This window comes from Streptomyces rectiverticillatus (assembly GCF_013394065.1).
Lineage (GTDB): Bacteria > Actinomycetota > Actinomycetes > Streptomycetales > Streptomycetaceae > Streptomyces > Streptomyces rectiverticillatus.
Genome location: NZ_CP040752.1, coordinates 1,403,391 through 1,428,648 on the forward strand (window position 1 = coordinate 1,403,391; position 25,258 = coordinate 1,428,648).

24 protein-coding genes are annotated in these 25,258 nt (G+C 72.4%); 2 read left to right on the forward strand and 22 right to left on the reverse strand.

The window, feature by feature from the left end; all coding sequences use genetic code 11:
• Positions 1–240 precede the first annotated feature (240 nt).
• Positions 241–750, forward strand: coding sequence for a hypothetical protein (locus FGW37_RS05770; RefSeq protein ID WP_179080075.1), 510 nt, complete (start codon positions 241–243; stop codon positions 748–750).
• A 390-nt stretch (positions 751–1,140) separates the two neighbouring features.
• Here FGW37_RS05770 and FGW37_RS05775 read toward each other — a convergent pair whose 3' ends face one another.
• From FGW37_RS05775 to pyrR, 14 genes are all read right to left on the reverse strand, one after another.
• Positions 1,141–3,294, reverse strand: a complete 2,154-nt coding sequence (locus FGW37_RS05775) for a primosomal protein N' (RefSeq protein ID WP_179080076.1) — start codon at positions 3,292–3,294, stop codon at positions 1,141–1,143.
• A 101-nt stretch (positions 3,295–3,395) separates the two neighbouring features.
• Entirely contained in the window at positions 3,396–4,604 is a 1,209-nt protein-coding gene (gene metK, locus FGW37_RS05780; RefSeq protein ID WP_179080077.1) for a methionine adenosyltransferase, read from the reverse strand.
• 175 nt (positions 4,605–4,779) lie between these two features.
• Positions 4,780–5,988, reverse strand: coding sequence for a bifunctional phosphopantothenoylcysteine decarboxylase/phosphopantothenate--cysteine ligase CoaBC (gene coaBC, locus FGW37_RS05785; protein WP_179080078.1), 1,209 nt, complete (start codon positions 5,986–5,988; stop codon positions 4,780–4,782).
• A gap of 119 nt (positions 5,989–6,107) precedes the next feature.
• A complete protein-coding gene (gene rpoZ / locus FGW37_RS05790) occupies positions 6,108–6,380 on the reverse strand; it encodes a DNA-directed RNA polymerase subunit omega (RefSeq protein WP_004948662.1) in 273 nt (90 codons plus the stop codon).
• Positions 6,381–6,414: 34 nt separating this feature from the next.
• A complete protein-coding gene (gene gmk, locus FGW37_RS05795) occupies positions 6,415–7,005 on the reverse strand; it encodes a guanylate kinase (RefSeq protein ID WP_179080079.1) in 591 nt (196 codons plus the stop codon).
• A 38-nt stretch (positions 7,006–7,043) separates the two neighbouring features.
• Positions 7,044–7,367 carry an integration host factor gene (locus FGW37_RS05800; protein WP_030365336.1) on the reverse strand — a complete coding sequence of 108 codons (324 nt, stop codon included), beginning with the start codon at positions 7,365–7,367 and terminating at the stop codon, positions 7,044–7,046.
• A gap of 254 nt (positions 7,368–7,621) precedes the next feature.
• Positions 7,622–8,491, reverse strand: a complete 870-nt coding sequence (pyrF, locus tag FGW37_RS05805; protein WP_179084532.1) for an orotidine-5'-phosphate decarboxylase — start codon at positions 8,489–8,491, stop codon at positions 7,622–7,624.
• A gap of 43 nt (positions 8,492–8,534) precedes the next feature.
• Positions 8,535–9,653, reverse strand: a complete 1,119-nt coding sequence (locus tag FGW37_RS05810; protein WP_179080080.1) for a quinone-dependent dihydroorotate dehydrogenase — start codon at positions 9,651–9,653, stop codon at positions 8,535–8,537.
• 80 nt (positions 9,654–9,733) lie between these two features.
• Positions 9,734–13,042, reverse strand: a complete 3,309-nt coding sequence (carB, locus tag FGW37_RS05815) for a carbamoyl-phosphate synthase large subunit (RefSeq protein WP_179080081.1) — start codon at positions 13,040–13,042, stop codon at positions 9,734–9,736.
• Entirely contained in the window at positions 13,035–14,177 is a 1,143-nt protein-coding gene (carA, locus tag FGW37_RS05820) for a glutamine-hydrolyzing carbamoyl-phosphate synthase small subunit (RefSeq protein ID WP_179080082.1), read from the reverse strand. The genes carB and carA overlap by 8 nt, the downstream gene beginning before the upstream one ends.
• Complete coding sequence (locus FGW37_RS05825) at positions 14,174–14,746, reverse strand: PH-like domain-containing protein (protein WP_179080083.1); 573 nt, start codon at positions 14,744–14,746, stop codon at positions 14,174–14,176. The genes carA and FGW37_RS05825 overlap by 4 nt, the downstream gene beginning before the upstream one ends.
• Positions 14,743–16,029, reverse strand: a complete 1,287-nt coding sequence (locus tag FGW37_RS05830; protein WP_179080084.1) for a dihydroorotase — start codon at positions 16,027–16,029, stop codon at positions 14,743–14,745. Before FGW37_RS05830 ends, FGW37_RS05825 begins: the two co-directional genes overlap by 4 nt.
• Entirely contained in the window at positions 16,029–17,015 is a 987-nt protein-coding gene (locus tag FGW37_RS05835) for an aspartate carbamoyltransferase catalytic subunit (protein WP_179080085.1), read from the reverse strand. Before FGW37_RS05835 ends, FGW37_RS05830 begins: the two co-directional genes overlap by 1 nt.
• 98 nt (positions 17,016–17,113) lie before the next feature.
• Complete coding sequence (pyrR, locus tag FGW37_RS05840; protein ID WP_246430290.1) at positions 17,114–17,704, reverse strand: bifunctional pyr operon transcriptional regulator/uracil phosphoribosyltransferase PyrR; 591 nt, start codon at positions 17,702–17,704, stop codon at positions 17,114–17,116.
• A 234-nt stretch (positions 17,705–17,938) separates the two neighbouring features.
• Here pyrR and bldD point away from each other — a divergent pair, with 234 nt between their 5' ends.
• Positions 17,939–18,439: a transcriptional regulator BldD gene (gene bldD, locus FGW37_RS05845; RefSeq protein WP_004948690.1), complete on the forward strand. Its 501-nt coding sequence runs from the start codon at positions 17,939–17,941 to the stop codon at positions 18,437–18,439.
• A 122-nt stretch (positions 18,440–18,561) separates the two neighbouring features.
• On the opposite strand, the gene nusB is transcribed toward bldD, so the two are convergent.
• The 8 genes from nusB to aroC form a co-directional block, all read right to left on the reverse strand.
• Positions 18,562–18,996 carry a transcription antitermination factor NusB gene (gene nusB / locus FGW37_RS05850; RefSeq protein WP_179080086.1) on the reverse strand — a complete coding sequence of 145 codons (435 nt, stop codon included), beginning with the start codon at positions 18,994–18,996 and terminating at the stop codon, positions 18,562–18,564.
• Positions 18,997–18,998: 2 nt separating this feature from the next.
• On the reverse strand, positions 18,999–19,565 hold the full coding sequence (efp, locus tag FGW37_RS05855) for an elongation factor P (protein WP_058045292.1): 567 nt from the start codon (positions 19,563–19,565) through the stop codon (positions 18,999–19,001).
• Between the two features lie 50 nt (positions 19,566–19,615).
• Complete coding sequence (locus FGW37_RS05860; protein ID WP_179080087.1) at positions 19,616–20,722, reverse strand: aminopeptidase P family protein; 1,107 nt, start codon at positions 20,720–20,722, stop codon at positions 19,616–19,618.
• Positions 20,723–20,817: 95 nt separating this feature from the next.
• Entirely contained in the window at positions 20,818–21,642 is an 825-nt protein-coding gene (locus FGW37_RS05865) for an AAA family ATPase (RefSeq protein ID WP_179080088.1), read from the reverse strand.
• 197 nt (positions 21,643–21,839) lie between these two features.
• Complete coding sequence (aroQ, locus tag FGW37_RS05870; protein ID WP_179080089.1) at positions 21,840–22,310, reverse strand: type II 3-dehydroquinate dehydratase; 471 nt, start codon at positions 22,308–22,310, stop codon at positions 21,840–21,842.
• Positions 22,307–23,398, reverse strand: coding sequence for a 3-dehydroquinate synthase (gene aroB, locus FGW37_RS05875; protein ID WP_179080090.1), 1,092 nt, complete (start codon positions 23,396–23,398; stop codon positions 22,307–22,309). The genes aroQ and aroB overlap by 4 nt, the downstream gene beginning before the upstream one ends.
• A 7-nt stretch (positions 23,399–23,405) precedes the next feature.
• The gene (locus FGW37_RS05880) at positions 23,406–23,951 is read right to left on the reverse strand and encodes a shikimate kinase (protein ID WP_179080091.1); all 546 of its coding nucleotides are present in this window, start codon (positions 23,949–23,951) and stop codon (positions 23,406–23,408) included.
• A complete protein-coding gene (gene aroC, locus FGW37_RS05885; RefSeq protein WP_179080092.1) occupies positions 23,948–25,132 on the reverse strand; it encodes a chorismate synthase in 1,185 nt (394 codons plus the stop codon). Before aroC ends, FGW37_RS05880 begins: the two co-directional genes overlap by 4 nt.
• Positions 25,133–25,258: the final 126 nt, after the last annotated feature.

A 25,258-nucleotide genomic window follows, 5' to 3' on the forward strand; every position in this document is an offset into this window, starting at 1 on the left:
AGCGGAACGGCCCACCAGTCTAAAGGGCCCGGCCCCAAGGGGGCGTACGGATTGTCACGCGCCTCATTCCGGCGGATGTGCGCCCCCATACCGTGACCCGGCGGCCAATGGCGCGTTGTGGTCAAGAGAGATTGACCGAATGGGGCCGCATCCGCGGCCCTCTGTCCGTTGCTCGTCGACTGACGCGTCAACTCTCGTCTTTTTCCGTCCTTTTACCCCGCCGGTCCGAGAGGCTTCTTCATGGCCGACCACGCAACCCACGACGCCCAGGCACGGGCCAGCCTGCATCTGTTGGTCCGGGACATCGAGCGGGTCCGCAGGCAGGTGGACGCCCTGCGCACCCTCACCGCTCAGCTGGGCAACGTCTACCGCCCGCGGCGCACCGGCCCCTCGGCCGGCTTCGTCGTCTACGGGCGGGCACCCGCGCCGACCGTACGGCTGGCGCAGGAGTTGCGGGACAGCGTCGAGACCCTGGTGACGGCCGCAGTCGACTTCGACCGCTCGCTGGGCTTCTCGTGGGACGCGGTGGGCTCGGCCCTCGGGGTCACCAAGCAGGCGGTGCACCGCCGTTACGGGGCGCGCCGTGCCAACGGGCAGGGGGCGGCGGAGGCCGCGGAGGCGGTGCGCAGCGCCGAGCCGGCGCCGGTGCCGGTGGTCCCGGCGGCCCGCACGGTCCCCGGCCAGGCGCCCGCCCCCGCCCACCGCGAGGAACAACGCCCCCCGGCCTTCCCCGGCCCCCGCAACGGCTAGCCCTGCGGGCGGCTCCCGTGCGCGCTCCGCGCCGGACACCCCTCCCGCCGCCACGGCGAGCAACCCCCGACAACACAACCGGCGGTGCCGAGCCCACCTCAGGCCGCTTCGGCACCGCCGAACCCCGCCGTCGGGGTCGATCGCCGTCGCGGCGGATTCAGCGGATTCAAAGGGGCGGGGCCCCAAGAGCCACACGCCCCGGGCCCGGACCGCCGCCGCGGCGAGCAACCCCCGACGACGCGACCGGCGGTGCCGAGCCCACCTCAGGCCGCTTCGGCACCGCCGAACACCACCATCCGGGCCGATCGCCGTCGCGGCGGATGCAAGGGGCGAAGCCCCAAGGCACACATGGCCTCGTACGGGGCACCCCACCCCGCCGGAGGCGAACCGTCAGCCGATGTCCGGCGGGTCGACGCGCAAGCGCACCGGCTCGCCGTCGCGGCGAGCGAGCCGCGCCGCCTGGGCGGTCTTGAGGGCGGCGGCCAGCGCCGCCCCCCGCCCCGGGCGCACCCGGAGCAGGGCCCGCTCCCACCGCTCCCCCGGCGGCGGGTCGCCGGGCCGCCGCGGGCGGCCCGCGGCCGTCACGGGCAGCGGCACCGGCCCCAGCACCTCCGCGTCCTCCGGCAGCTCCGCCGCGGCGAGCAGGTCCGCGACGTCCTCCGGCGGTCCGGAGACCGAGGCCATCCGGGACACCGGCGGGAAGCCGAGCTCGGCACGATCGGCGAGCTCGCGCATCGCGTGCCCTGCGGGATCCCAGCGCACGAGCGCCTGTACGGGCCGCAGCGTGGGCTCGGCGACCACGACGACGACGCCGCCCTCCGTCTGCCCGCGCACGAGCGCGGCCGCGGACAGCCAGCGCCGCAGCGCCTCCTCCCCCGCCCGCAGGTCGGGGAAGCCCAGCAGGGCCCAGCCGTCCAGCAGCAGCGCCGCGGCGTAGCCCCCTTCGGCGACGGGCTCCGCACCGGGCGTGGAGACGACGATCGCGGGCCGGTCGGGCACCGTGTCGAGGATGTGGTCGCGCCCGGAGGTCCGGACGGGCACGGACGGGAAGGCCCGGCCGAGCTCCTCGGCCGTGCGCCGCGCGCCCACGATCTGTGCCCGCAGCCGCACGCCGCCGCACTCGGTGCAGTGCCAGCCGCGGGTCTCCTGCCCGCACCAGCCGCAGTGCAGGGCACCGTCGCCGTCGCGGGCCTCCAGCGGTCCGGCGCAGGACCCGCACCGGGCGGGCTCGCGGCACCGCTCGCAGGCCAGGCGCGGTGCGTAGCCGCGGCGGGGCACCTGGACCAGCACGGGCCCGTGCTTGAGGCCCTCGCGGGCGGCCTGCCAGGCGAGGCTGGGCAGCCGGGCGGCGCGCGCGGCCGCGTCCCGCGCCTCGTCGCCGTCGCCGACGGTGCGGATGACGGGGGCCGCGGCGCGCACGGTCTCGCGGGCGGCGGCCAGCGGCAGGGCCCAGCCGGTGTTCACCAGCTGGGCCGCTTCCACGGTGCAGCCGAAGCCGCCGAGGAGGAACGCGGCCTTCTCGTGCACCGCGCGCTGCACCAGGACCTCGCGGGAGTGCGGGTGCGGGGCGTTCTGCGCGCTGTGGCTGGAGTCGCCGTCGTCCCAGACGGCGACGAGCCCGAGGTCGCGCACGGGCGCGAACATCGCGGCGCGCGTGCCGACCACGGCGCGCACGGAGCCCCGGCTGACCGCGAGCCAGCGGCGGTAGCGCTCCTCCGGGCCGAGCTCGGCCGTCAGCAGCACGTGACGGCCCTCGCCGAGCAGCGTGCCGAGCGCGGCGTCGACCCGGGCGGCGGCCCGCCCGTCGGGCACGACGACCAGTGCGCCCCGGCCGGAGGACAGCGCAGCGGCAGCGGCCCGGGCGAGCTCCTGCGGCCAGTGCGGGCCGGGCAGGGCCGTCCACACCGCGCGGGGCGTATCGCCACGGGCCACGGCGTCGAGGAAGGCGGGGCCGGCCGGATACCGGGACCAGCTCCCCGGCTCCGGGGCCGCCGGCGGGGGCAGCGGTGCGGGCGAGGGCTCGGCCTCGATGCGGGCGTGCCGGGGCGGGACGGCCAGCTGCAGCACGTCGGCGAGCGAGCCGGCGTACCGGTCGGCGACCGACCGGCAGAGGTCGTAGAGGGCGGGGCCGAGCACGGGCTCCGGCGAGAGGACCTGGGCGATCGCGGCGAGCGGCCCCTGGTAGTCGGACTCGGCCACCCGGTCGACGATGTACCCGTCGAGGAGCCCGCCGCCCTCGCGGCGGCCCCCGCGCACATGGCGCGTCCCGGCGCCGAAGCGCACCCGCACCCGCACCCCGGGCCGGGCGTCGGCGTCGAGCTCCTCGGGCACGGCGTAGTCCCACAGCCGGTCCAGGTGGACGGGCCCCTTGTCCACGAGCACGCGCGCGACGGGCAGCGTCTTGGCCAGGGGGGCGTTCCGCCACGTGCGCGGCTTGGCCTTGGGCGCCTTCGCCTTGGCCTCGCGCACGCTCTCCCGTATGAGCGCGAGCTGCTCCCCGTGCTCCGGAGGCTTGCCCTGGGACCGCCCGTTCTCGCTGCTCACAGCCACAGTCCTACCAGACGCCACTGACAACGCCGGGCGGGCCGGAATTCCGGCCCGCCCGGCGTTCAGGACGGCAGTGATCGGGGCGTACCCCGGGGTGCCTACAGGCCGGCGGCCTTCTTCAGGGCCTCCACGCGGTCCGTGCGCTCCCACGTGAAGTCCGCCAGCTCACGGCCGAAGTGGCCGTAGGCGGCGGTCTGCGCGTAGATCGGGCGGAGAAGGTCGAGGTCGCGGATGATCGCGGCCGGGCGGAGGTCGAAGACCTCGGCGATCGCGGTCTCGATCTTGTCGGTGTCGATGGTGTTCGTACCGAAGGTCTCCACGAACAGACCCACCGGCTCGGCCTTGCCGATCGCGTAGGCGACCTGCACCTCACACCGCGACGCCAGCCCGGCCGCGACGACGTTCTTGGCGACCCAGCGCATCGCGTACGCGGCCGAGCGGTCCACCTTGGACGGGTCCTTGCCCGAGAACGCACCGCCACCGTGACGGGCCATGCCGCCGTACGTGTCGATGATGATCTTCCGGCCCGTCAGACCCGCGTCACCCATCGGACCGCCGATCTCGAAACGACCGGTGGGGTTCACCAGGAGGCGGTAGCCGTCGGTGTCGAGCTTGATGCCGTCCTCGACGAGCTCCTTGAGGACGTGCTCGACGACGAACTCGCGGATGTCGGGAGCCAGGAGCGAGTCCAGGTCGATGTCGGAGGCGTGCTGGGAGGAGACGACCACGGTGTCGAGGCGGACGGCCTTGTTGCCGTCGTACTCGATGGTGACCTGCGTCTTGCCGTCGGGGCGCAGGTAGGGGATCGTCCCGTTCTTGCGGACCTCCGACAGGCGGCGCGAGAGCCGGTGTGCCAGGTGGATCGGCAGCGGCATCAGCTCGGGCGTCTCGTCGCAGGCGTAGCCGAACATCAGGCCCTGGTCACCGGCGCCCTGCCGGTCGAGCTCGTCCTCGTCGCCCTCGACGCGGGTCTCGTAGGCCGTGTCGACGCCCTGGGCGATGTCCGGCGACTGCGCGCCGATCGACACCGAGACGCCGCAGGAGGCGCCGTCGAAGCCCTTCTTGGAGGAGTCGTAGCCGATCTCGAGGATCTTGTTGCGCACGAGCGAGGCGATCGGCGCGTACGCCTTCGTCGTCACCTCGCCGGCCACGTGCACCAGGCCGGTGGTGATCAGGGTCTCGACGGCCACGCGGGAGGTGGGGTCCTCCTTGAGGAGGGCGTCGAGAATGGTGTCGCTGATCTGGTCAGCGATCTTGTCGGGGTGACCCTCGGTCACGGACTCCGAGGTGAACAGGCGGCGGGACACATCGCTCCCTGGGGTTGCAGCGGCTGCTGGCTGATCATTGACAGCCCCGGCCGAGAGCTGCGCTCGACGCGGGGTCCTCGGTCAGTTTATCCGGCGTTCTCGTGGTTGGGGCATCCTGTCTCGTATCACCGCCCGGGTGACCTGCGACACCCGTGTGCTCCGGCGCACAAAACGCTCACGCGAAGCGCTGCACGACCAGGTCCCAGACGGTGTCCGCGAGGTCGTCCTTGGGACCGTAGGGAACAGGCGTCTCGGAGCCGTCAGGGGCCAGGACGACGGCTTCGTTCGCTTCCGAACCGAAGGTCTTCCGCTCCCCCACCTCATTGACAACCAGCAGGTCACAGCCCTTTCGGGCGAGTTTGGCGCGCCCGTTGGCGAGGACGTCGTCGGTCTCCGCGGCGAAGCCCACGACGATCTGCCCGGGACGCGGCCGGCTCCCGGAGAGCTCGGCGAGGACGTCGGGGTTGCGGACGAGCTCGACGGGCGCCGGCTCCTCGCCGTCCTTCTTCTTGATTTTGCCCTCGGCGTAGCGCGCGGGGCGGAAATCGGCCACGGCGGCGGCCATGACGACGGCGTCGGCGTCCGCGGCGGCCTTCAGTACGGCCTCCCGCAGCTGCACGGCGGTGCCCACGTGTATGACGTCGGCGCCGGCCGGGTCGGCCAGCTCGCTGTTGGCGGCGACGAGCGTGACCCGGGCGCCGCGCGCGACGGCGGTGCGGGCCAGGGCGTAGCCCTGCTTGCCGGAGGAGCGGTTGCCGAGGAAGCGCACGGGGTCGAGCGGCTCGCGGGTGCCTCCGGCGCTGATGACCACGTGCCGGCCTGCGAGATCGGCCACCGGGCCGCCGGCCCCGCGGGCCAGCACCCGGCGGCAGACCTCGAAGATCTCCTCGGGGTCGGGGAGGCGGCCCTTGCCGGTGTCGACGCCGGTGAGACGGCCGACGGCGGGCTCGATGACGATCGCGCCGCGGCGGCGCAGCGTCGCCACGTTCTCCTGGGTGGCCGGGTTCTCCCACATCTCGGTGTGCATGGCGGGCGCGAAGACGACCGGGCAGCGGGCGGTGAGCAGCGTATTGGTCAGCAGGTCGTCGGCGAGGCCGTGGGCGGCCTTGGCCAGCATGTCGGCGGTGGCGGGAGCGACGACGACGAGGCGGGCCTCCTGGCCGATGCGCACGTGGGGCACCTCGTGGACGCTCTCCCACACCTCGGTACCCGCGGGGTGGCCGGACAGGGCGGACCAGGTCGCCTCGCCGACGAAGTGCAGGGCCGAGGCCGTGGGCACCACGCGGACGTCGTGGCCGGACTCGGTGAGCCGGCGCAGCAGCTCACACGCCTTGTAGGCGGCGATCCCGCCGCTGACCCCCAGGACGACCTTGGGCTTGTCCATCGTCTCCCCATCCATCGGTTGAGTACCGCTCCCATGACACACCAAAGGTCCGGCAGACGTTCCCCCAGCTAGACGCTGGGGGTGCCTCCTGCCGGACCCTGGTGACGAATGTGCCGTGCTTACTGCGCCGGGGCCTCGATGGCCTCGGAGGTCAGCAGGCCCGCGTTGATCTCGCGGAGCGCGATGGAGAGCGGCTTCTCGTGGACGTGGGTGTCCACCAGCGGGCCGACGTACTCCAGCAGGCCCTCGCCGAGCTGCGAGTAGTACGCGTTGATCTGACGGGCGCGCTTGGCGGCGTAGATCACCAGGCTGTACTTCGAGTCGGTTGCCTCGAGCAGCTCATCAATCGGCGGGTTGATGATGCCCTCGGGCGCGGTGATGGAAGAGGACACTCTCTGCCTTCCGAAGGGGGGTGAAGAAAGATGGTCAACGGAGCAAGGCTAGCAGTTCACGCGCAACGTCCTCGACGGAGGTGTTGACGAGCGTGACGTCGAACTCCGACTCCGCGGCGAGCTCGACCTTGGCCGCGGCGAGGCGGCGCTCGATCACCTCGGGCGACTCGGTGCCCCGGCCGGTGAGCCGGCGGACCAGCTCGTCCCAGCCGGGGGGCGCCAGGAAGACCAGCCGGGCCTCCGGCATGGTCTCGCGGACCTGCCGGGCGCCCTGCAGGTCGATCTCCAGCAGCACCGGCTCGCCGGCCTCCAGGCGGTCGAGGACCGCCTGGCGCGGCGTGCCGTAGCGGTTGCCGGCGAATTCGGCCCACTCCAGCAGCTCACCGTTGGCGATGAGCTTGTCGAACTCCTCGTCGTCGACGAAGAAGTACTGGACACCGTCCTGCTCGCCGGGGCGCGGCTTGCGGGTGGTGGCCGAGACCGAGAGCCACACCTCGGGGTGCGCCTTGCGCATATGGGCGACGACCGTGCTCTTGCCGACCCCGGAGGGGCCGGAGAGCACGGTCAGCCGCGGTTGTCTGGCCGGGGATACGGGGGACGTCCCCCGGGAGACTGCAGTACTCATGCAGCGATTATCCCGGTTCGCGGGAGTGCCTGGGAACGTCAGGCGGCCTTGCCGCCGAACTCACGCTCCAGCGATGCGATCTGGTTCGAGCCGAGCCCGCGCACACGACGGCTCTCGGAGATCCCGAGCCGCTCCATGATCTGCTTGGCGCGGACCTTGCCCACGCCCGGCAGGCTCTCCAGGAGTGCGCTGACCTTCATCTTGCCGATGACTTCGTTCGTCTGGCCCTGCGCGATGACATCGTGCAGCGAGGCACCGGAGTGCTTGAGCCGATTCTTGACCTCGGCGCGCTCCCGGCGAGCCGCGGCGGCCTTTTCGAGCGCGGCAGCGCGCTGTTCAGGGGTAAGGGGCGGAAGAGCCACGCCTACGTCACCTCGGATATCGAACTGTCGGATAACGGACCGGTGAGGAACCTAGTCGGCCCACACCTGCGGAGCAACGAGCAACGCGCTTGCACGTTCGCTCTCGTCGGAGACTAGCGGCCGATTCCGCTCCAGTCAGCGAGAACAAGCGAAAAGTCCTGGTCAGACTCGCTCGACCAGGACTTTTCCGGACATATGGACCAACAATTTTGACGCTTCTGTGGCGGGCCCCTCGCGCGGCGGACCCCCGGCGGCTACCCGGCCGCCGGATCCGCGGCGCTCACGGCCTCCCGGACCTCGTCCGCGAACCGCTCGGCGCTCGCCCGCAGCGCCGCCGCGTCCGGTCCGTGCCGGAGCACGCCCCGGCTGACGTTCGGCACCACGTCGCGCACGGCCGCGCCGAAGACCTTGGGCAGGTCGGCCGCGGTCGCCCCCTGGGCGCCGATGCCGGGGGCCAGCAGCGGGCCGTTGATGTCCAGCTCCGCGTGCGCCGCGCCGAGCGAGCCGCTCAGCGTGGCCCCGACGACCGCGCCGAACGAGCCCATGGGCGCGGCGTCCGCGTTCTCGGCCCGCAGGTGCTCCAGCATGGTCGCGGCGACGGTCGCCCCGTCGGGGCACACGGCGTGCTGCACCTCGGCGCCCTCCGGGTTCGAGGTCAGGGCCAGGACGAACACGCCGGTGCCGCTCTCGCGCGCCAGCTCCAGCGCCGGGCGCAGCGAGCCGAAGCCGAGGTAGGGGCTCACGGTCACGGCGTCGGAGAAGAGCGGCGAGGCGGGGTCGAGGTAGGTGGCGGCGTAGGCGGCCATGGTGGAGCCGATGTCGCCGCGCTTGGCGTCCATCAGGACCAGCGCGCCGGCCTCGCGGGAGTCGGCGACGGCCTGCTCCAGGACGGCGATGCCGCGCGAGCCGAAGCGCTCGAAGAAGGCGGACTGCGGCTTGAGCACGGCGACGCGGTCGGCGAGCGCTTCCACCACGGTGCGGGTGAAGCGCTCCAGGCCGTCGATGTCGTCGCTCAGGCCCCAGTCGGCCAGCAGGGAGGCGTGGGGGTCGATGCCGACGCAGAGGGGGCCGCGGGTGTCCATGGCGCGGCGGAGACGGGTACCGAACGGTTCGGGGGTGGTGATCTCGGTCACGGGTTCCTCCGGTCGTGGGTCGGGTGCGGACCAGCTAGCGGGTGGCGGCGCCTACCGCCTCGGCGAGGGATGCGTACGGGCTTGCCGCCAGGCGTTCGGCCAGGCCGCGGTGGATCTTGCGGCACCAGAACGGGCCCTCGTAGATGAAGGCGCTGTAGCCCTGGACGAGCGTGGCGCCCGCCAGGATGCGCTCCCAGGCGTCGTCGGCGGTCTCGATGCCCCCGACACCCACCAGGGTGATCCGGTCGCCCACGCGGGCGTACAGGCGGCTCAGGACCTCCAGCGAGCGGGCCTTGAGGGGGGCGCCGGACAGGCCGCCGGCCCCGATGGCCTCGACGGTGCGCTTCGGCGTCCGCAGGCCCAGGCCGTCGCGGGCGATCGTGGTGTTGGTAGCGATGATGCCGTCCAGGCCCAGCTCGACGGCCAGGTCGGCGACGGCGTCGACGTCCGCGTCGGCCAGGTCGGGGGCGATCTTCACCAGCAGCGGGACGCGGCGGTCGGTGACGGTCCGGTCCGCGGCCTCGCGGACGGCGGTCAGCAGCGGCCGCAGCGCCTCGGTGGCCTGCAGGTTGCGCAGCCCGGGCGTGTTGGGCGAGGAAACGTTGACGACGAGGTAGTCGGCGTGGGCGGCCAGGCGCTCGGTGGAGGTGACGTAGTCGGCGACGGCCTCCTCCTCGGGCACGACCTTGGTCTTGCCGATGTTGACGCCGACGGTCGTCCTGCTGTGCTTTTCACCGAGGGCGGCCTTGCGGGCCGCCAGGCGCTCCGCCACGGCCGCGGAGCCGTCGTTGTTGAAGCCCATGCGGTTGACGAGCGCGCGGTCCGCCACGAGGCGGAAGAGGCGCTTCTTGGGGTTGCCCGGCTGCGGCTGGGCGGTGACGGTGCCGACCTCGATGTGGTCGAAGCCGAGCATGCTCATGCCGTCGATGGCGGCGGCGTTCTTGTCGAAGCCGGCGGCGAGCCCGAAGGGGCCGTGCATGCGCAGGCCGAGCGCCTCGGTGCGCAGCTCCTTGTGGCGGGGGGCGAGGACGGCCGCGACGAAGGTGCGCAGGACCGGCACGCGGGCCGCGGCGCGGATCCAGGCGAAGGCGAGGTGGTGGGCCTTCTCGGGGTCCATCCGCTTGAAGATCAGATCGAAGAAGAGGCGGTACATGGCGGGCCTTCCGGGGCGGGGGGCGGACGGGGCGCATGCCGAGGGGGACACCTCCCGGTGTCCCCCTCGGCCCGGGAGCCTTACGCCCGGGCGGCGGTCAGGTGCTCCGCGTGCTCCTGCAGGGAGCGCACGCCCACGTCGCCGCGGGTGAGCGCCTCGATGCCCTGGACGGCGGCCGCGAGGGCCTGGACCGTGGTCAGGCACGGGACCGCGCGGGCGACCGCGGCGGTGCGGATCTCGTAGCCGTCGAGGCGGCCGCCGGTGCCGTAGGGGGTGTTGACGATCAGGTCGACCTCACCGTCGTGGATGAGCTGGACGATCGTCTTCTCGCCGTTCGGGCCCTCGCCCTCGCTCTGCTTGCGCACGACCGTGGCGTTGATGCCGTTGCGCTTGAGGACCTCGGCGGTGCCGGAGGTGGCCAGCAGCTCGAAGCCGTGGGCGACCAGCTCGCGGGCCGGGAAGATCATCGAGCGCTTGTCCCGGTTGGCGACCGACACGAACGCGCGTCCCTTGGTGGGCAGCGCGCCGTAGGCCCCGGCCTGCGACTTGGCGTAGGCGGTGCCGAAGACGCTGTCGATGCCCATGACCTCGCCCGTGGAGCGCATCTCCGGGCCGAGGACGGTGTCCACGCCGCGGCCGGAGGCGTCGCGGAAGCGCGACCACGGCATCACGGCCTCCTTGACGGAGATCGGCGCGTCCAGCGGCAGCGTGCCGCCGTCGCCCTCCTTGGGCAGCATGCCCTCGGCGCGCAGCTGGGCGACGGTCGCGCCCAGCGAGATCCGGGCGGCGGCCTTGGCCAGCGGCACGGCGGTCGCCTTCGAGGTGAAGGGGACCGTGCGGGAGGCGCGCGGGTTGGCCTCCAGGACGTAGAGGATGTCCCCGGCCATGGCGAACTGGATGTTGATCAGTCCGCGCACGCCGACGCCCTTGGCGATGGCCTCGGTGGAAGCCCGCAGCCGCTTGATGTCGTAGCCGCCGAGGGTGATCGGGGGCAGGGCGCAGGCGGAGTCGCCGGAGTGGATGCCGGCCTCCTCGATGTGCTCCATGACGCCGCCGAGGTAGAGCTCGTGACCGTCGTAGAGCGCGTCGACGTCGATCTCGATGGCGTCGTCGAGGAAGCGGTCGATGAGGACCGGGTGCTCGGAGATCAGGCCCGCGTGGCGCTCCAGGTACTCGCCGAGGGAGGGCTCGTCGTAGACGATCTCCATGCCGCGGCCGCCGAGCACGTAGGACGGGCGGACCATGACCGGGTAGCCGATCTCGGCGGCGATGCCCTTGGCCTCGTCGAAGGAGAAGGCGGTGCCGTACTTGGGGGCGGGCAGCCCGGCCTCGGTCAGCACGCGGCCGAAGGCGCCGCGCTCCTCGGCGAGGTCGATGGCCTCGGGCGAGGTGCCGACGATCGGCACGCCGTTGTCCTTGAGCGCCTGCGCCAGGCCCAGCGGGGTCTGGCCGCCGAGCTGGACGACGACGCCCGCGACGGGCCCGGCCTCCTGCTCGGCGTGGACGATCTCCAGGACGTCCTCCAGGGTGAGCGGCTCGAAGTAGAGCCGGTCGGAGGTGTCGTAGTCGGTGGAGACGGTCTCGGGGTTGCAGTTGACCATCACGGTCTCGTAGCCGGCGTCGCTGAGCGCGAAGGAGGCGTGGACGCAGGAGTAGTCGAACTCGATGCCCTGGCCGATGCGGTTCGGGCCCGAGCCCAGGATGATCACCGCGGGCTTCTCGCGGGACGCGACCTCGGACTCCTCGTCGTAGGAGGAGTAGAAGTACGGGGTCTTCGCCGCGAACTCGGCGGCGCAGGTGTCGACCGTCTTGTAGACCGGGCGGACGCCGAGGGCGTGGCGGACCTCGCGGACGACGTCCTCGCGCAGGCCGCGGACGGCGGCGATCTGGGCGTCGGAGAAGCCGTGGCGCTTGGCCTCGGCCAGCAGCTCGGGCTCCAGCTTCTCGGCGGCGGCCAGCTCGTCCGCGATCTCCTTGATCAGGAAGAGCTGGTCGACGAACCACGGGTCGATCTTCGTGGCGTCGAAGACCTCCTCGGCGGTGGCCCCGGCGCGGATGGCCGCCATGACCGTGTTGATGCGGCCGTCCGTGGGGACGACGGCCTTGGCCAGCAGCTCCGCCTTGTCGCCGGGCGCGGAGACGAAGTCGAACTGCGAGCCCTTCTTCTCCAGCGAGCGCAGGGCCTTCTGCAGCGCCTCGGTGAAGTTACGGCCGATGGCCATGGCCTCGCCCACCGACTTCATGGTGGTGGTGAGGGTGGCGTCGGCGGCCGGGAACTTCTCGAAGGCGAAGCGGGGCGCCTTGACCACGACGTAGTCGAGCGTGGGCTCGAAGGACGCCGGGGTCTTCTCGGTGATGTCGTTGGGGATCTCGTCCAGCGTGTAGCCGACGGCGAGCCTCGCTGCGATCTTGGCGATCGGGAAGCCGGTGGCCTTGGAGGCGAGCGCGGAGGAGCGCGAGACGCGCGGGTTCATCTCGATGACGATGACCCGGCCGTCGTCGGGGTTGACGGCGAACTGGATGTTGCAGCCGCCGGTGTCGACGCCGACCTCGCGGATGATCGCGATACCGACGTCCCGCAGGATCTGGTACTCGCGGTCGGTCAGCGTCATCGCCGGGGCGACGGTGATGGAGTCGCCGGTGTGCACGCCCATCGGGTCGAAGTTCTCGATGGAGCAGACGACCACGACGTTGTCGCTCTTGTCGCGCATCAGCTCCAGCTCGTACTCCTTCCAGCCGAGGATGGACTCCTCCAGGAGCACCTCGGTGGTCGGGGAGAGCGTCAGGCCCTGGCCGGCGATGCGGCGCAGCTCCTCCTCGTCGTGGGCGAAGCCGGAGCCGGCGCCGCCCATGGTGAAGGAGGGGCGGACGACGACGGGGTAGCCGCCGAGCGTGTCGACGCCCGCGATGACCTCGTCCATGGTGTGGCAGATGACCGAGCGGGCGGACTCGCCGTGGCCGATCTTGGCGTGGACGGCCTCGACGACGCCCTTGAACAGGTCGCGGTCCTCGCCCTTGTGGATGGCCTCGACGTTGGCGCCGATGAGCTCCACGCCGTACTTCTGCAGGACGCCGTTCTCGTGCATGGAGATCGCGGTGTTGAGCGCGGTCTGGCCGCCGAGGGTGGGCAGGAGGGCGTCGGGGCGCTCCTTGGCGATGATCTTCTCGACGAACTCGGGGGTGATCGGCTCGACGTAGGTGGCGTCGGCGATCTCCGGGTCGGTCATGATCGTGGCCGGGTTGGAGTTGACGAGGATGACCCGCAGGCCCTCGGACTTCAGCACGCGGCAGGCCTGGGTGCCGGAGTAGTCGAACTCCGCGGCCTGGCCGATGACGATCGGGCCGGAGCCGATGACCAGAACGGACTGGATGTCGGTGCGCTTAGGCACGCTGGCCCTCCATCAGGGAGACGAAGCGGTCGAACAGGTACGCGGCGTCGTGCGGGCCTGCGGCTGCCTCGGGGTGGTACTGGACGCTGAATGCCGGCTGGTCGAGCAGCTGGAGGCCTTCCACCACGTTGTCGTTCAGACACACGTGGGAGACCTCCACCCGGCCGTACGGCGTGTCGGTCGCCCGGTCGAGCGGGGCGTCGACGGCGAAGCCGTGGTTGTGCGCGGTGACCTCGACCTTGCCGGTCGTGCGGTCCTGCACGGGCTGGTTGATGCCGCGGTGGCCGTACTTCAGCTTGTACGTGCCGAAGCCGAGCGCGCGGCCGAGGATCTGGTTGCCGAAGCAGATGCCGAACAGCGGCGTCTTACGGGAGAGGACCTCGCGCATGACGGCGACGGGGTGGTCGGCGGTGGCCGGGTCGCCCGGGCCGTTGGAGAAGAACACGCCGTCGGGGTCGACCGCGTAGACGTCCTCGGCGGTGGCCGTGGCCGGCAGCACGTGCACCTCGATGCCGCGCTCGGCCATCCGGTGCGGGGTCATGCCCTTGATGCCCAGGTCGATCGCGGCGACGGTGAACTTCTTCGCGCCGATCGCGGGGACCACGTAGGTCTCCTTGGTGGCGACCTCGGCGGAGAGGTCGGCGCCCTTCATCTCGGGGGCCTGGCGCACCTCGGCGAGCATCGTGCCCTCGTCGGGCAGGGAGTGCCCGGAGAAGATGCCGACGCGCATGGCGCCGCGCTCGCGCAGGTGGCGGGTGAGGGCGCGGGTGTCGATGCCGCAGATGCCGACGACGCCCTGCTTGGCCAGTTCCTCGTCCAGGGAGCGGCGCGAGCGCCAGTTGGACGGGACGCGGGCGGGGTCGCGCACGACGTAGCCGGCGACCCAGATGCGCGCGGACTCGGGGTCCTCGTCGTTGACGCCGGTGTTGCCGACGTGCGGGGCGGTCATCACGACCACCTGGCGGTGGTACGAGGGGTCGGTCAGGGTCTCCTGGTAGCCGGTCATGCCGGTGGAGAACACGGCCTCGCCGAAGGTCTCCCCCACGGCCCCGTAGGCCCGGCCGCGGAAGATCCGGCCGTCCTCCAGGACGAGTACGGCGGGAACCTTGGCGGTTCCCCTGGTGGAGGTGGTCATCGTGCGCCTTCCGTGTCGCTGTTCAGGTGGTGCGAAGAGGTGAGGGCCTTAACCCAGGCCGCGTGCTCGGCCGCCTGGTCGGAGCGGAAACCGGAATCGATCTCCCGGTCGCCGTGCGCCCAGGTGATCACCAGCAGGCCGCCCTCGGCGAGGACCTTGCCGGCGATGCCCTTGTCGAGCCGGGCGCCGCGCACCCGCTCGGCGGGGATGAAGAAGTCCTGGGCGCCGGGGCGCACCACGGTGACGCCTTGCTCCGTCAGGGTGAGCACGGTCCGGCTGCGGGTGCCGAGGCCGTGCGCGACGATGCGGTCGAGCCACTGGCCGGCCGTGGTGGAGCCGTGGTAGCGGCCCTCCATGGTGAGGGTGGGCTCACCCGCGTCGGCGGGGACGGCGGGCAGCTCGGGCAGGTCGCCCTGGAGCGCGCCGCGCCACTTCCAGCCCTCGCGCATCAGCCAGTAGACGAGCGCGATGAAGAGCAGCAGTCCCACGACCCAGCCGATGCGTGCGGCCCAGTCGGTGACCGCCTGCGACTTCTGCTCGTCCGCCGCCAGATTGATCAAAGGTGTCACGCCAGATTCCCGTCCACGACCGTTGCCCGGCCCCGCAGGAAGGTGTGGGTGACGCGACCCGGCAGCTCGCGGCCCTCGTAGGGGGTGTTGCGGCTGCGGGAGGCGAAGCCCGCGGGGTCCACGACACCACGGTAAGCGGAATCGACCAGGGTGAGGTTGGCGGGCTCACCGGCGGCGACGGGGCGGCCGTGCCCGGCGAGGCCGCCGATGCGGGCGGGCTTGAAGGACATGCGCTCGGCGACGCCGGCCCAGTCCAGCAGCCCGGTCTCGACCATCGTCTGCTGGACGACGGACAGCGCGGTCTCCAGGCCCACCATGCCCATGGCGGCGGCGGCCCACTCGCAGTCCTTGTCCTCGTGCGGGTGCGGGGCGTGGTCGGTGGCGACGATGTCGATCGTGCCATCGGCCAGGGCCTCGCGCAGCGCCATCACGTCGCGCTCGGTGCGCAGCGGCGGGTTCACCTTGTAGACCGGGTTGTACGAGCGCACCAGCTCGTCGGTCAGCAGCAGGTGGTGCGGGGTGACCTCGGCGGTGACGTCGATGCCGCGCGACTTGGCCCAGCGGACGATCTCGACCGAGCCGGCCGTGGACAGGTGGCAGATGTGCACCCGGGAGCCGACGTGCTCGGCGAGGAGGACGTCACGGGCGATGACCGACTCCTCGGCGACGGCCGGCCAGCCGCCCAGGCCGAGCTCGGCGGAGACGACGCCCTCGTTCATCTGGGCGCCCTCGGTGAGGCGGGGCTCCTGCGCGTGCTGGGCGATGACGCCGCCGAAGGCCTTCACGTACTCCAGCGCACGGCGCATGATCACGGCGTCGTCGACGCACTTGCCGTCGTCGGAGAAGACGGTGACGCTGGCGGCGGAGTCGTGCATGGCGCCCAGCTCGGAGAGCTGCTTGCCCTCCAGGCCGACGGTGACGGCGCCGATGGGCTGCACGTCGCAGTAGCCGGACTCCTTGCCCAGGCGCCAGACCTGCTCGACGACGCCGGCGGTGTCGGCGACGGGGAAGGTGTTGGCCATGGCGAAGACGGCCGTGTAGCCGCCGCTCGCGGCGGCCCGGGTGCCGGTCAGGACCGTCTCGGAGTCCTCGCGGCCGGGCTCGCGCAGGTGGGTGTGGAGGTCGACCAGGCCGGGCAGCAGGATCTTGCCGCCGGCCTCGATCACCTGGGCGCCCTCGGCGCTCAGCCCGGAGCCCACCTCGGCGATGGTCTCGCCGTCGATCAGGACGTCCTGCGGCTCACCGCCGAGGACCTTCGCACCGCGGATCAGGATCTTGGTCATTACTTGTTCTCCTCGGTGCGGGCGTTGTTCGTGGTGACGGCCGGCTCGGAGCCGCCGAGCAGCAGATAGAGGACGGCCATCCGGGTGCTGACGCCGTTGGCGACCTGCTCGACGGCCGTGCAGCGGTCGGAGTCGGCGACCTCGGCGGTGATCTCCATGCCGCGGTTCATCGGCCCGGGGTGCATCACGACGGCGTGCTCGGGCATCTTCGCCATGCGGTCGCCGTTCAGGCCGTAGCGGCGGGCGTACTCGCGCTCGGTCGGGAAGAAGGCGGCGTTCATCCGCTCGCGCTGGACGCGCAGCATCATCACGGCGTCGGACTTCGGCAGGACGGCGTCGAGGTCGTAGGAGACCTCGCAGGGCCAGGTCTCGACGCCGACCGGCACCAGCGTGGGCGGGGCGACGAGGGTGACCTCGGCGCCGAGGGTGGTCAGCAGGTGGACGTTGGAGCGGGCGACGCGGCTGTGCAGTACGTCGCCGACGATCGTGATCCGGCGCCCGGAGAGGTCGTGGCCGATCCCCGCGTCCCGGCCGACCAGGCGGCGGCGCATGGTGAAGGCGTCCAGCAGGGCCTGGGTGGGGTGCTCGTGGGTGCCGTCGCCGGCGTTGACGACGGCTCCGTCGATCCAGCCCGAGTTCGCCAGCCGGTAGGGGGCGCCGGAGGCGTGGTGGCGGATGACGACGGCGTCCGCGCCCATCGCCTCCAGGGTCAGGGCGGTGTCCTTCAGGGACTCACCCTTGGAGACCGAGGAGCCCTTGGCGGAGAAGTTGATGACGTCGGCGGAGAGCCGCTTGGCGGCGGCCTCGAAGGAGATACGGGTGCGCGTCGAGTCCTCGAAGAAGAGGTTGACGACGGTGCGGCCGCGCAGGGTGGGCAGTTTCTTGATCGGCCGGTCGGCGACCCGGGCCATCTCCTCGGCGGTGTCGAGGATCAGGACGGCGTCGTCGCGGGTGAGGTCGGCGGCCGAGATGAGGTGGCGCTTCATCCGGATGCTCCGTGTGTAGGAGGTGTGCGGGTACGCGGACGGGCGTGCGAGGACGAGCGGTACGGCCTCGCAGCGGCCTGGTCCGGGAGAGGAGCTCGCTACTGCGCGTCGGCAGGGGTGGCCGCGCGCACGCCGAGCAGGACGCTGTCGCGCCCGTCCTCCTCGGTGAGCTGGACCTTGACCGTCTCCCGCAGCGACGTCGGGAGGTTCTTGCCGACGTAGTCGGCACGGATGGGAAGTTCGCGGTGGCCGCGGTCGACGAGGACCGCGAGCTGGACGGCGCGCGGGCGCCCGATGTCGTTCAGGGCGTCCAGCGCGGCGCGGATCGTACGACCGGAGAAGAGCACGTCGTCCACGAGGACCACCAGGCGGCCGTCGATGCCCTCGCCGGGGATCTCGGTGCGCGCGAGGGCGCGCGCCGGGCGCAGCCGCAGGTCGTCGCGGTACATGGTGATGTCGAGGGAGCCGACGCGGGTCGCGCTGCCGGTGATCTCTTCGAGCTTGGCGGCCAGCCGGCGGGCGAGGAAGACGCCGCGCGTCGGAATGCCGAGGAGCACCACGTCGTCGGCGCCCTTGGCGCGCTCGACGATCTCGTGGGCGATACGGGTCAGGACCCGGGCGATGTCCGGTGCTTCGAGCACGGGACGGGGGGCGGAGCCCATGGGGCTCGCCTGGGGAATGGCGTCCATACGAAACGGACCTCCTTCTCCGCCTCACGGGACGGACATTAAAGGACGTCGGAATTACTCCCTCACCGTACCAGGCCCGACACCGGGTGCTGCCCGTCACCCCTACTGGAGGACGGTGTGGACCATTCGGCTTGACGAAGTCAGATTACGCTGCGTAACCTCACAGTGAGTTACCAGACACGCGGCAGTCGCAGAAGACGCCGTCGCACGTCGATATAGCGTCCGGGGAGCTTTATGTCCAGCGAATACGCCAAACAGCTCGGGGCCAAGCTCCGCGCCATCCGCACCCAGCAGGGCCTCTCCCTTCACGGCGTGGAGGAGAAGTCCCAGGGCCGCTGGAAGGCCGTCGTAGTGGGTTCGTACGAGCGCGGCGACCGTGCCGTGACCGTGCAGCGCCTGGCCGAGCTGGCCGACTTCTACGGGGTTCCCGTGCAGGAACTGCTGCCCGGCACCACGCCGGGTGGCGCTGCCGAGCCGCCGCCGAAGCTGGTCCTGGACCTTGAGCGCCTGGCCCACGTGCCGGCCGAGAAGGCCGGCCCGCTCCAGCGTTACGCGGCGACCATCCAGAGCCAGCGCGGCGACTACAACGGCAAGGTCCTCTCCATCCGCCAGGACGACCTGCGGACCCTCGCCGTCATCTACGACCAGTCGCCCTCGGTGCTCACCGAGCAGCTGATCAGCTGGGGCGTGCTCGATGCGGATGCGCGCCGCGCGGTCCAGCACGAGGACGCCTGACGGCCGGTCCGGTCATAACAACCGACCACGACTAAACCGCCTGGGGCGGGAAACCTTCCGGTTTCCCGCCCCAGGCGGTTCGTCTTTGGGCGGCGGGTCCGGCTCGCAGCGAGCCGGACCGCTTACTTCTCCTCGCGCCGGAGACCCGGCTTGAGCTCCTTGAAGCGGGCGAGCAGACCGTTGACGAAGGCCGGCGACTCGTCGGTGGAGAACTCCTTGGCGAGCTGCACCGCCTCGTCGATCGCCACCGCGTCCGGGGTGCCGTCCTCCCAGATCAGCTCGTACGCACCGAGCCGCACGATGTTCCGGTCCGCGACCGGCATGCGGTCCAGGTCCCAGTCGACCGCGTAGGTGGCGATCAGATCGTCGATCCGGGCGACGTGCTCGGCGTACCCCTCGACCAGCTCCATCGTGTACTCGTTGACCGGCGGCTGGCGGTCGTCGGACCGCGAGTGCCGGATCCAGTCCGCGAGGACGTTCTGCACGGTGATACCGCGCTGGTCGGCCTCGAAGAGGATCTGGAAGGCGCGCTTACGGGCCTTGCTGCGGGCAGCCACGGTTAGCTGTTCACCCGGCCGAGGTAATCGCCGGTGCGCGTGTCGACCTTGATCTTCTCGCCGGTGGTGACGAAGAGCGGGACCTGGATCTCGTAGCCCGTCTCCAGCTTGGCGGGCTTGGTGCCACCGGTGGAGCGGTCGCCCTGGACGCCCGGGTCGGTGTGCTCGATGACCAGCTCGACGGCGGCCGGCAGCTCGACGTAGAGCACCTCGCCCTCGTGCGTGGCGACGGTGGCCTCGAAGCCCTCGATCAGGAAGTTCGCGGCGTCGCCGACGGCCTTCCGGTCGATCATCAGCTGGTCGTAGTCCTTCATGTCCATGAAGACGAAGTACTCGCCGTCCATGTACGAGAACTGCATGTCGCGGCGGTCGACGGTGGCCGTCTCGACCTTCACGCCGGCGTTGAAGGTCTTGTCGACGACCTTGCCGGAGAGCACGTTCTTCAGCTTCGTACGGACGAAGGCGGGGCCCTTGCCGGGCTTGACGTGCTGGAACTCGACGACGGACCAGAGCTGGCCCCCGTCGAGCTTGAGCACCATGCCGTTCTTGAGGTCGTTCGTGGATGCCACGGTTGCGGTATCTCCTGGACTGGTGGAACCAGAAAGTGCGGTGCGCCCGGCTAGAGCGCGAGCAGCTCTTTGGTCGTGATGGTGAGTAGCTCGGGTCCGCCGTCCGCCTCGGGGCGGACGACGAGCGTGTCATCGATCCGGACGCCGCCGCGGCCCGGGAGGTGTACCCCCGGATCTACGGTGACCGGCACGCAAGCGTCCAGTTTACCCATTGCCGAAGGTGTCAGCCGAGGGTCCTCGTCGTTTTCGAGCCCCACGCCGTGTCCGATCCTCGGTCCGACGCGATCACCGTGTCCCGCGGCCTCCAGCACCACCCGCGCCGCGCGGTCCACATCCCGGCACGGCGTGCCCGGCGCGAGCGCCTCCCGGCCGGCCCGCTGGGCGGCGAACACCTGGTCGTAGAGCTCGATCTGCCAGTCCGCCGGGCTGGTGCCGATCACGAAGGTGCGCCCGATCTCGCTGCGGTAGCCACGGTAGTCCGCACCGACGCACACGCTCAGGAAGTCGCCCTCCTCCACGCGGCGGTCGCCCGGCAGGTGCCCGGCCAGCCCCGAGTTCGGCCCGGTGCCGACGCAGGTGGGGAACGCAGGGCCCGTGGCGCCGTGGTCGACCAGCCGCCGCTCCAGCTCCAGCGCGAGGTGCCGCTCCGTGCGCCCGACCAGGATCGACTCCAGCAGCTCCCCCAGGGCCTGGTCGGCGATCTCCGCGGCGATGCGCAGGGAGGAGATCTCCTCGTCGTCCTTGACGAGCCGCTGCTGCTCCACGGCGGTGCCCAGGTCCGTCAGGCGCAGCCGGGGCGCGACGGACTGCAGGGCGCGGTGACGGGAGACCGTCAGGTGGTGCTCCTCCACGGCCAGGGAGCCGGCGCCGGCGGCCGCGGCCCGCTCGGCGCCGGCGACGGCCGGGTCGCCGTCGGCCCCGTCCAGCACGACGACGCGCAGGTCCTCCGCAGGGCGGGTGACGGTGGGGATGCCGCAGGGGTCGCAGGGGCACAGGAGGACGTCCTGGCCTGGGCACACGAGCAGCGCCGCCCCGGCCGGGGCGGTGCCGGCCAGATAGCGGACGTTGGCGTTCCCGGAGACCAGGGCGGCCTCGCTCCCGGCCGCGTGACAACGCTCGCGCAGCCGGGCGCGGCGTGCCGCGTACACCTCGGACATGTCTCCGAGCGTACGGCCGGGCTCCGCGGGCGGCCGTCCCAGCGCGTCCGACCGGGCAGCGGCGCCCGCGCTCGCGGAGGCGGCCGCCGGGCCCGTCACCAGCTGGGCGGACTGGCCAGGGAGCGGGCGACGACGTCGTCGAGGAGGCGGGCGGTGGTGGTGACGTCCTGCTGGGAGTTGTCGATGATGGGCAGGCCCGAGCCGTACCAGCCGGCCATCCGGCCGTGGATGCGGGCGACCTCCTCGTCGCCGAGGCGGCGGTTGCCCGTGCGCTCGGCGTTGCGCTCCAGGACGACTTCCAGGCCCGGGAGCAGGACGACGGGCAGCAGGCCCGGGCCCACGTGGCGCTTCCAGCCGCCCAGGCCGACGGCGGGCCGGTCGGGGAAGACGGCGTCGTCGAGGATGCAGGAGATGCCGTTGGCGAGGAAGTTGCGCGCGGCGAAGCCGCAGGTGCGGCGGGCGAGGCGGTACTGCGCCTCGGAGTGGTCGTTCCAGCCGGACTGCGGGTCGGCGAAGCCGGAGCGCACCCACTCGCGGACGTCGTCGAGGCTGATGTGGGCGGTGGGCACGCGGCGGGTGTCCGCCCAGTGCCGGGCCACGGTCGTCTTCCCGGCGCCGGCCGGGCCGATCAGGAGCACGGCGACGGCGGCGTGGGCGGGATCGACGGGCTGCGCGGCGGGCACGGGTGCGCCCTGCGGAAGGACGAGATGGCCCGTCGCATCGGCGGGCGGCGGCTGTGGCGGCGCCTGCGGGGGCGGCGAGGCGGGCCAGCCGGGCGCCGGACCCGCGGCCGGCGGGGCGGCGGGGACGGGCGGGACGGGCGGTACGGGGTGGGACCCCATCGTCGGTCGGCCGTTCAGCCGGCTGCCCGGCCCCTGCCCAGGGGGCGGTGGCAGCGGCGCTCCCACTGCGTGCTGCATCCGGTGGCACTCCGTCTCGTGCGGGCGACTGGCGCGTGGTGAAGGGCCGCGAGGCCGGCCAGGAGGGGAGAGTACCGGAGAGTACCGGGCCCGCCCCCCCTTGCCCCGGCCGCCGTGGGGTGAACGGCCGGGGAAGGCGGGAAGTGCCCGAAGTGGGCGGAATCAACCGGGAACTGAGCCGGAAGCCGGCCGCGCCGTCAGCCGGCCGCGCCCGGGAGTTCCTCGGCCAGGGCCCGCAGCGCGAGCCGGTAGGAGCCGATGCCGAAGCCCGCGACGGTGCCGCTGGCGACGGCCGCGATCACGGAGGTGTGGCGGAACTCCTCGCGGGCGTACGGGTTGGAGATGTGCACCTCGATGAGCGGCGCGGTGCGCTGGGCGGCCGCGTCGCGCATGGCGTACGAATAGTGCGTGAACGCACCGGGGTTGATGACGACGGGGACCGACCCGTCGGCCGCCTCGTGCAGCCAGCGGACCAGCTCGCCCTCGTCATTGGTCTCGCGCACCTCGACGGCGAAGCCGAGCTCGCCGCCGAGCCGGGTGCACTCCTCGACCAGACCCTTGTAGGACGTCGAGCCGTAGACGTCGGGCTCGCGGGAGCCGAGGCGGCCCAGGTTGGGGCCGTTCAGCACGAAGACCCGGCGCGCGCGTCCCTCTCGGGCCCCGCTCACGCGGCGATCTCCGCGTGTGCCGCCAGCAGCATCGCCGGGTCGGGGCCCTCCAGGACCGTGGGCTTGGCGAGGCCGTCGAGGACGATGAAGCGCAGCAGGTCGCCGCGGGACTTCTTGTCGACCTTCATGGTCTCCACCAGCTTGGGCCACTGGTCGCCGCGGTAGGTGACGGGCAGGCCCACGGACGTGAGGATCGCCTTGTGGCGGTCGGCCGTCGCGTCGTCGAGGCGGCCGGCGATGCGGCCGAGCTCGGCGGCGAAGACCATGCCCACGGCGACGGCCGCGCCGTGGCGCCAGTTGTAGCGCTCGTTCTTCTCGATGGCGTGGGCGAGGGTGTGGCCGTAGTTGAGGATCTCGCGCCGGCCGGACTCCTTGAGGTCGCCGGAGACGACCTCCGCCTTGACCCGGATCGAGCGCTCGATCAGCTCGGCGGTGTGCGGCCCGGCGGGGGTGCGGGCGGCCTGCGGGTCGGCCTCGATCAGGTCGAGGATGACCGGGTCGGCGATGAAGCCGGCCTTGATGATCTCGGCGAGGCCGCTGACGTAGTCGTTCACCGGCAGCGACTCCAGCGCGGCCAGGTCGCACAGGACGCCGGCCGGCGGGTGGAAGGCGCCGACGAGGTTCTTGCCCTCGGCGGTGTTGATGCCGGTCTTGCCGCCGACGGCGGCGTCGACCATGGCCAGCACGGTGGTGGGCACGGCGATCCAGCGCACGCCGCGCAGCCAGGTGGCGGCGACGAAGCCGGCGAGGTCCGTGGTGGCGCCGCCGCCCACGCCGACGATGACGTCGGTGCGGGTGAAGTTGGTCTGGCCCAGCGCCTTCCAGCAGTAGGCCGCGACCTCGACGGTCTTGGACTCCTCCGCGTTGGGCAGCTGGATCGCGATGGCCTCGTAGCCCTGCGCGGCCAGGTCCTGGCGGACGGCCTCGCCCGTCTCGGCGAGGGCCTCGGGGTGGAGCACGGCGACCCGCTTGGCCTTGGTGCCGATGAGGCCGGGCAGCTCGCCCAGCAGCTGTCGCCCGACCAGGACCTCGTACGGGTCGGTGCCCGCGCTGCCGGCGACCTGGATGCGGGTGGGGGCGTCGGTCATGCGTTCCTCACTGCGTGGTGTCCTGTGTTCGGTCCCGCGGAGCCGGTGCCGGGTCCAGGGCCGCCAGCACCGCGTCGGCGACCTCCTCCGGCGTGCGGCCGCCGGTGGCGACGGTGGCGCGGGCGACCTCCGTGTAGAGGGGGCGGCGGGCCTCCATCAGCTCGCGCCAGCGCTGCCGCGGATTGACCGCGAGCAGCGGGCGCGGGGCGTCGAGGCCGACGCGCCGTACGGCGTCGGCCAGCTCGACGTCGAGGAAGACCACCGGCAGCCCTGCGAGGAGGGCACGGGTGCCGTCGTCCATGATCGCGCCGCCGCCGAGGGAGAGCACGCCCTCGTGCTCGGCGACGGCTGCGCGCACGGCCTGCCGCTCCAGCTCGCGGAAGTGCGGCTCGCCCTCGTCGATGAAGATCTCCGGGATGGGCTTGCCCGCGGTCTTCTCGATGTCGGCGTCGGTGTCGCGGTAGCCGGTGCCCAGCCGCTGCGCGAGCAGGGCACCGATGGTGGACTTGCCGGCTCCCGGCGGGCCCACCAGCACGACGACGGGCGTGGTCACTTGATGGCCAGGTTCTCGAGGTAGCCCTGGACGTTGCGGCGGGTCTCCGCGACGTTGTCGCCGCCGAACTTCTCCGCCACGGCGTCGGCCAGGACGAGGGCGACCATCGCCTCGGCGACGATGCCGGCGGCCGGGACCGCGCAGACGTCGGAGCGCTGGTGGTGGGCCTGGGTGGCCTCACCGGTGGTCACGTCGATCGTGCGCAGGGCGCGCGGCACGGTGGCGATCGGCTTCATCGCCGCGCGGACGCGCAGCAGCTCGCCCGTGGTCAGACCGCCCTCGGTGCCGCCGGAGCGGCCGGAGGTGCGGCGGATGCCTTCCTCGGTGGAGACGATCTCGTCGTGGGCCTGCGAGCCCGGGACCCGGGCCAGCTCGAAGCCGTCGCCGACCTCGACGCCCTTGATCGCCTGAATGCCCATCAGGGCGGCGGCCAGGCGGGCGTCCAGGCGGCGGTCCCAGTGCACGTGCGAGCCCAGGCCGACGGGAACGCCGTAGGCCAGGACCTCGACGACGCCGCCGAGCGTGTCGCCGTCCTTGTGGGCCTGGTCGATCTCGGCGACCATCGCCTTGCTCGCCGCCTCGTCCAGGCAGCGGACCGGGTCGGCGTCGAGCTTCTCGACGTCCGAGGGCGTGGGGTAGACACCGAGCGGGGCCTTGGCCGCCGCCAGCTCGATGACGTGGGAGACGATCTCGATGCCCGTCGTCTCCTTCAGGTAGGAGCGGGCGACGGCGCCGAGCGCGACGCGGGCGGCGGTCTCGCGCGCGGAGGCGCGCTCCAGGATCGGACGCGCCTCGTCGATCCCGTACTTCTGCATGCCCGCCAGGTCGGCGTGGCCGGGGCGGGGGCGGGTCAGCGGGGCGTTGCGGGCCATCGACGCCAGCTCCTGCGGGTCCACCGGGTCGGCCGCCATGACCTTCTCCCACTTCGGCCACTCGGTGTTGCCCACCATGACCGCGACCGGGGAGCCCATCGTCAGACCGTGGCGCACGCCGCCGAGGAAGGTGACCTCGTCCCGCTCGAACTTCATGCGCGCGCCGCGGCCGTAGCCGAGCCGCCGGCGGGCCAGGTGGTCCGCCACCATGTCCGTGGTGATCGGGACACCGGCGGGCAGGCCCTCCAGCGTCGCCACGAGTGCCGGACCATGCGACTCACCGGCAGTCAGCCAGCGCAACCTGCTCAACGGGACTCCTCTTGCTCGCGCGCCTCGGATCTAGCGGCGTCCGGGTGCGCGGCCCCGGCCCGCCACTCCTGATCCTCCCATGCCGCGGGGGCCGGACCGCCCTCCGGTCCGCGTTGTGGAAAGGAC

Bases quoted from the DNA above. Each gene is read 5' to 3' on its own strand.
- FGW37_RS05770 (WP_179080075.1), top strand. From the start codon at position 241: ATGGCCGACCACGCAACCCACGACGCCCAGGCACGGGCCAGCCTGCAT.
- coaBC (WP_179080078.1), bottom strand. From the start codon at position 5,988: ATGGACAAGCCCAAGGTCGTCCTGGGGGTCAGCGGCGGGATCGCCGCC.
- gmk (WP_179080079.1), bottom strand. From the start codon at position 7,005: ATGAGTACTGCAGTCTCCCGGGGGACGTCCCCCGTATCCCCGGCCAGA.
- FGW37_RS05810 (WP_179080080.1), bottom strand. From the start codon at position 9,653: ATGTACCGCCTCTTCTTCGATCTGATCTTCAAGCGGATGGACCCCGAG.
- carA (WP_179080082.1), bottom strand. From the start codon at position 14,177: ATGACCACCTCCACCAGGGGAACCGCCAAGGTTCCCGCCGTACTCGTC.
- FGW37_RS05830 (WP_179080084.1), bottom strand. From the start codon at position 16,029: ATGACCAAGATCCTGATCCGCGGTGCGAAGGTCCTCGGCGGTGAGCCG.
- FGW37_RS05835 (WP_179080085.1), bottom strand. From the start codon at position 17,015: ATGAAGCGCCACCTCATCTCGGCCGCCGACCTCACCCGCGACGACGCC.
- pyrR (WP_246430290.1), bottom strand. From the start codon at position 17,704: ATGGACGCCATTCCCCAGGCGAGCCCCATGGGCTCCGCCCCCCGTCCC.
- bldD (WP_004948690.1), top strand. From the start codon at position 17,939: ATGTCCAGCGAATACGCCAAACAGCTCGGGGCCAAGCTCCGCGCCATC.
- FGW37_RS05860 (WP_179080087.1), bottom strand. From the start codon at position 20,722: ATGTCCGAGGTGTACGCGGCACGCCGCGCCCGGCTGCGCGAGCGTTGT.
- FGW37_RS05865 (WP_179080088.1), bottom strand. From the start codon at position 21,642: ATGCAGCACGCAGTGGGAGCGCCGCTGCCACCGCCCCCTGGGCAGGGG.
- aroB (WP_179080090.1), bottom strand. From the start codon at position 23,398: ATGACCGACGCCCCCACCCGCATCCAGGTCGCCGGCAGCGCGGGCACC.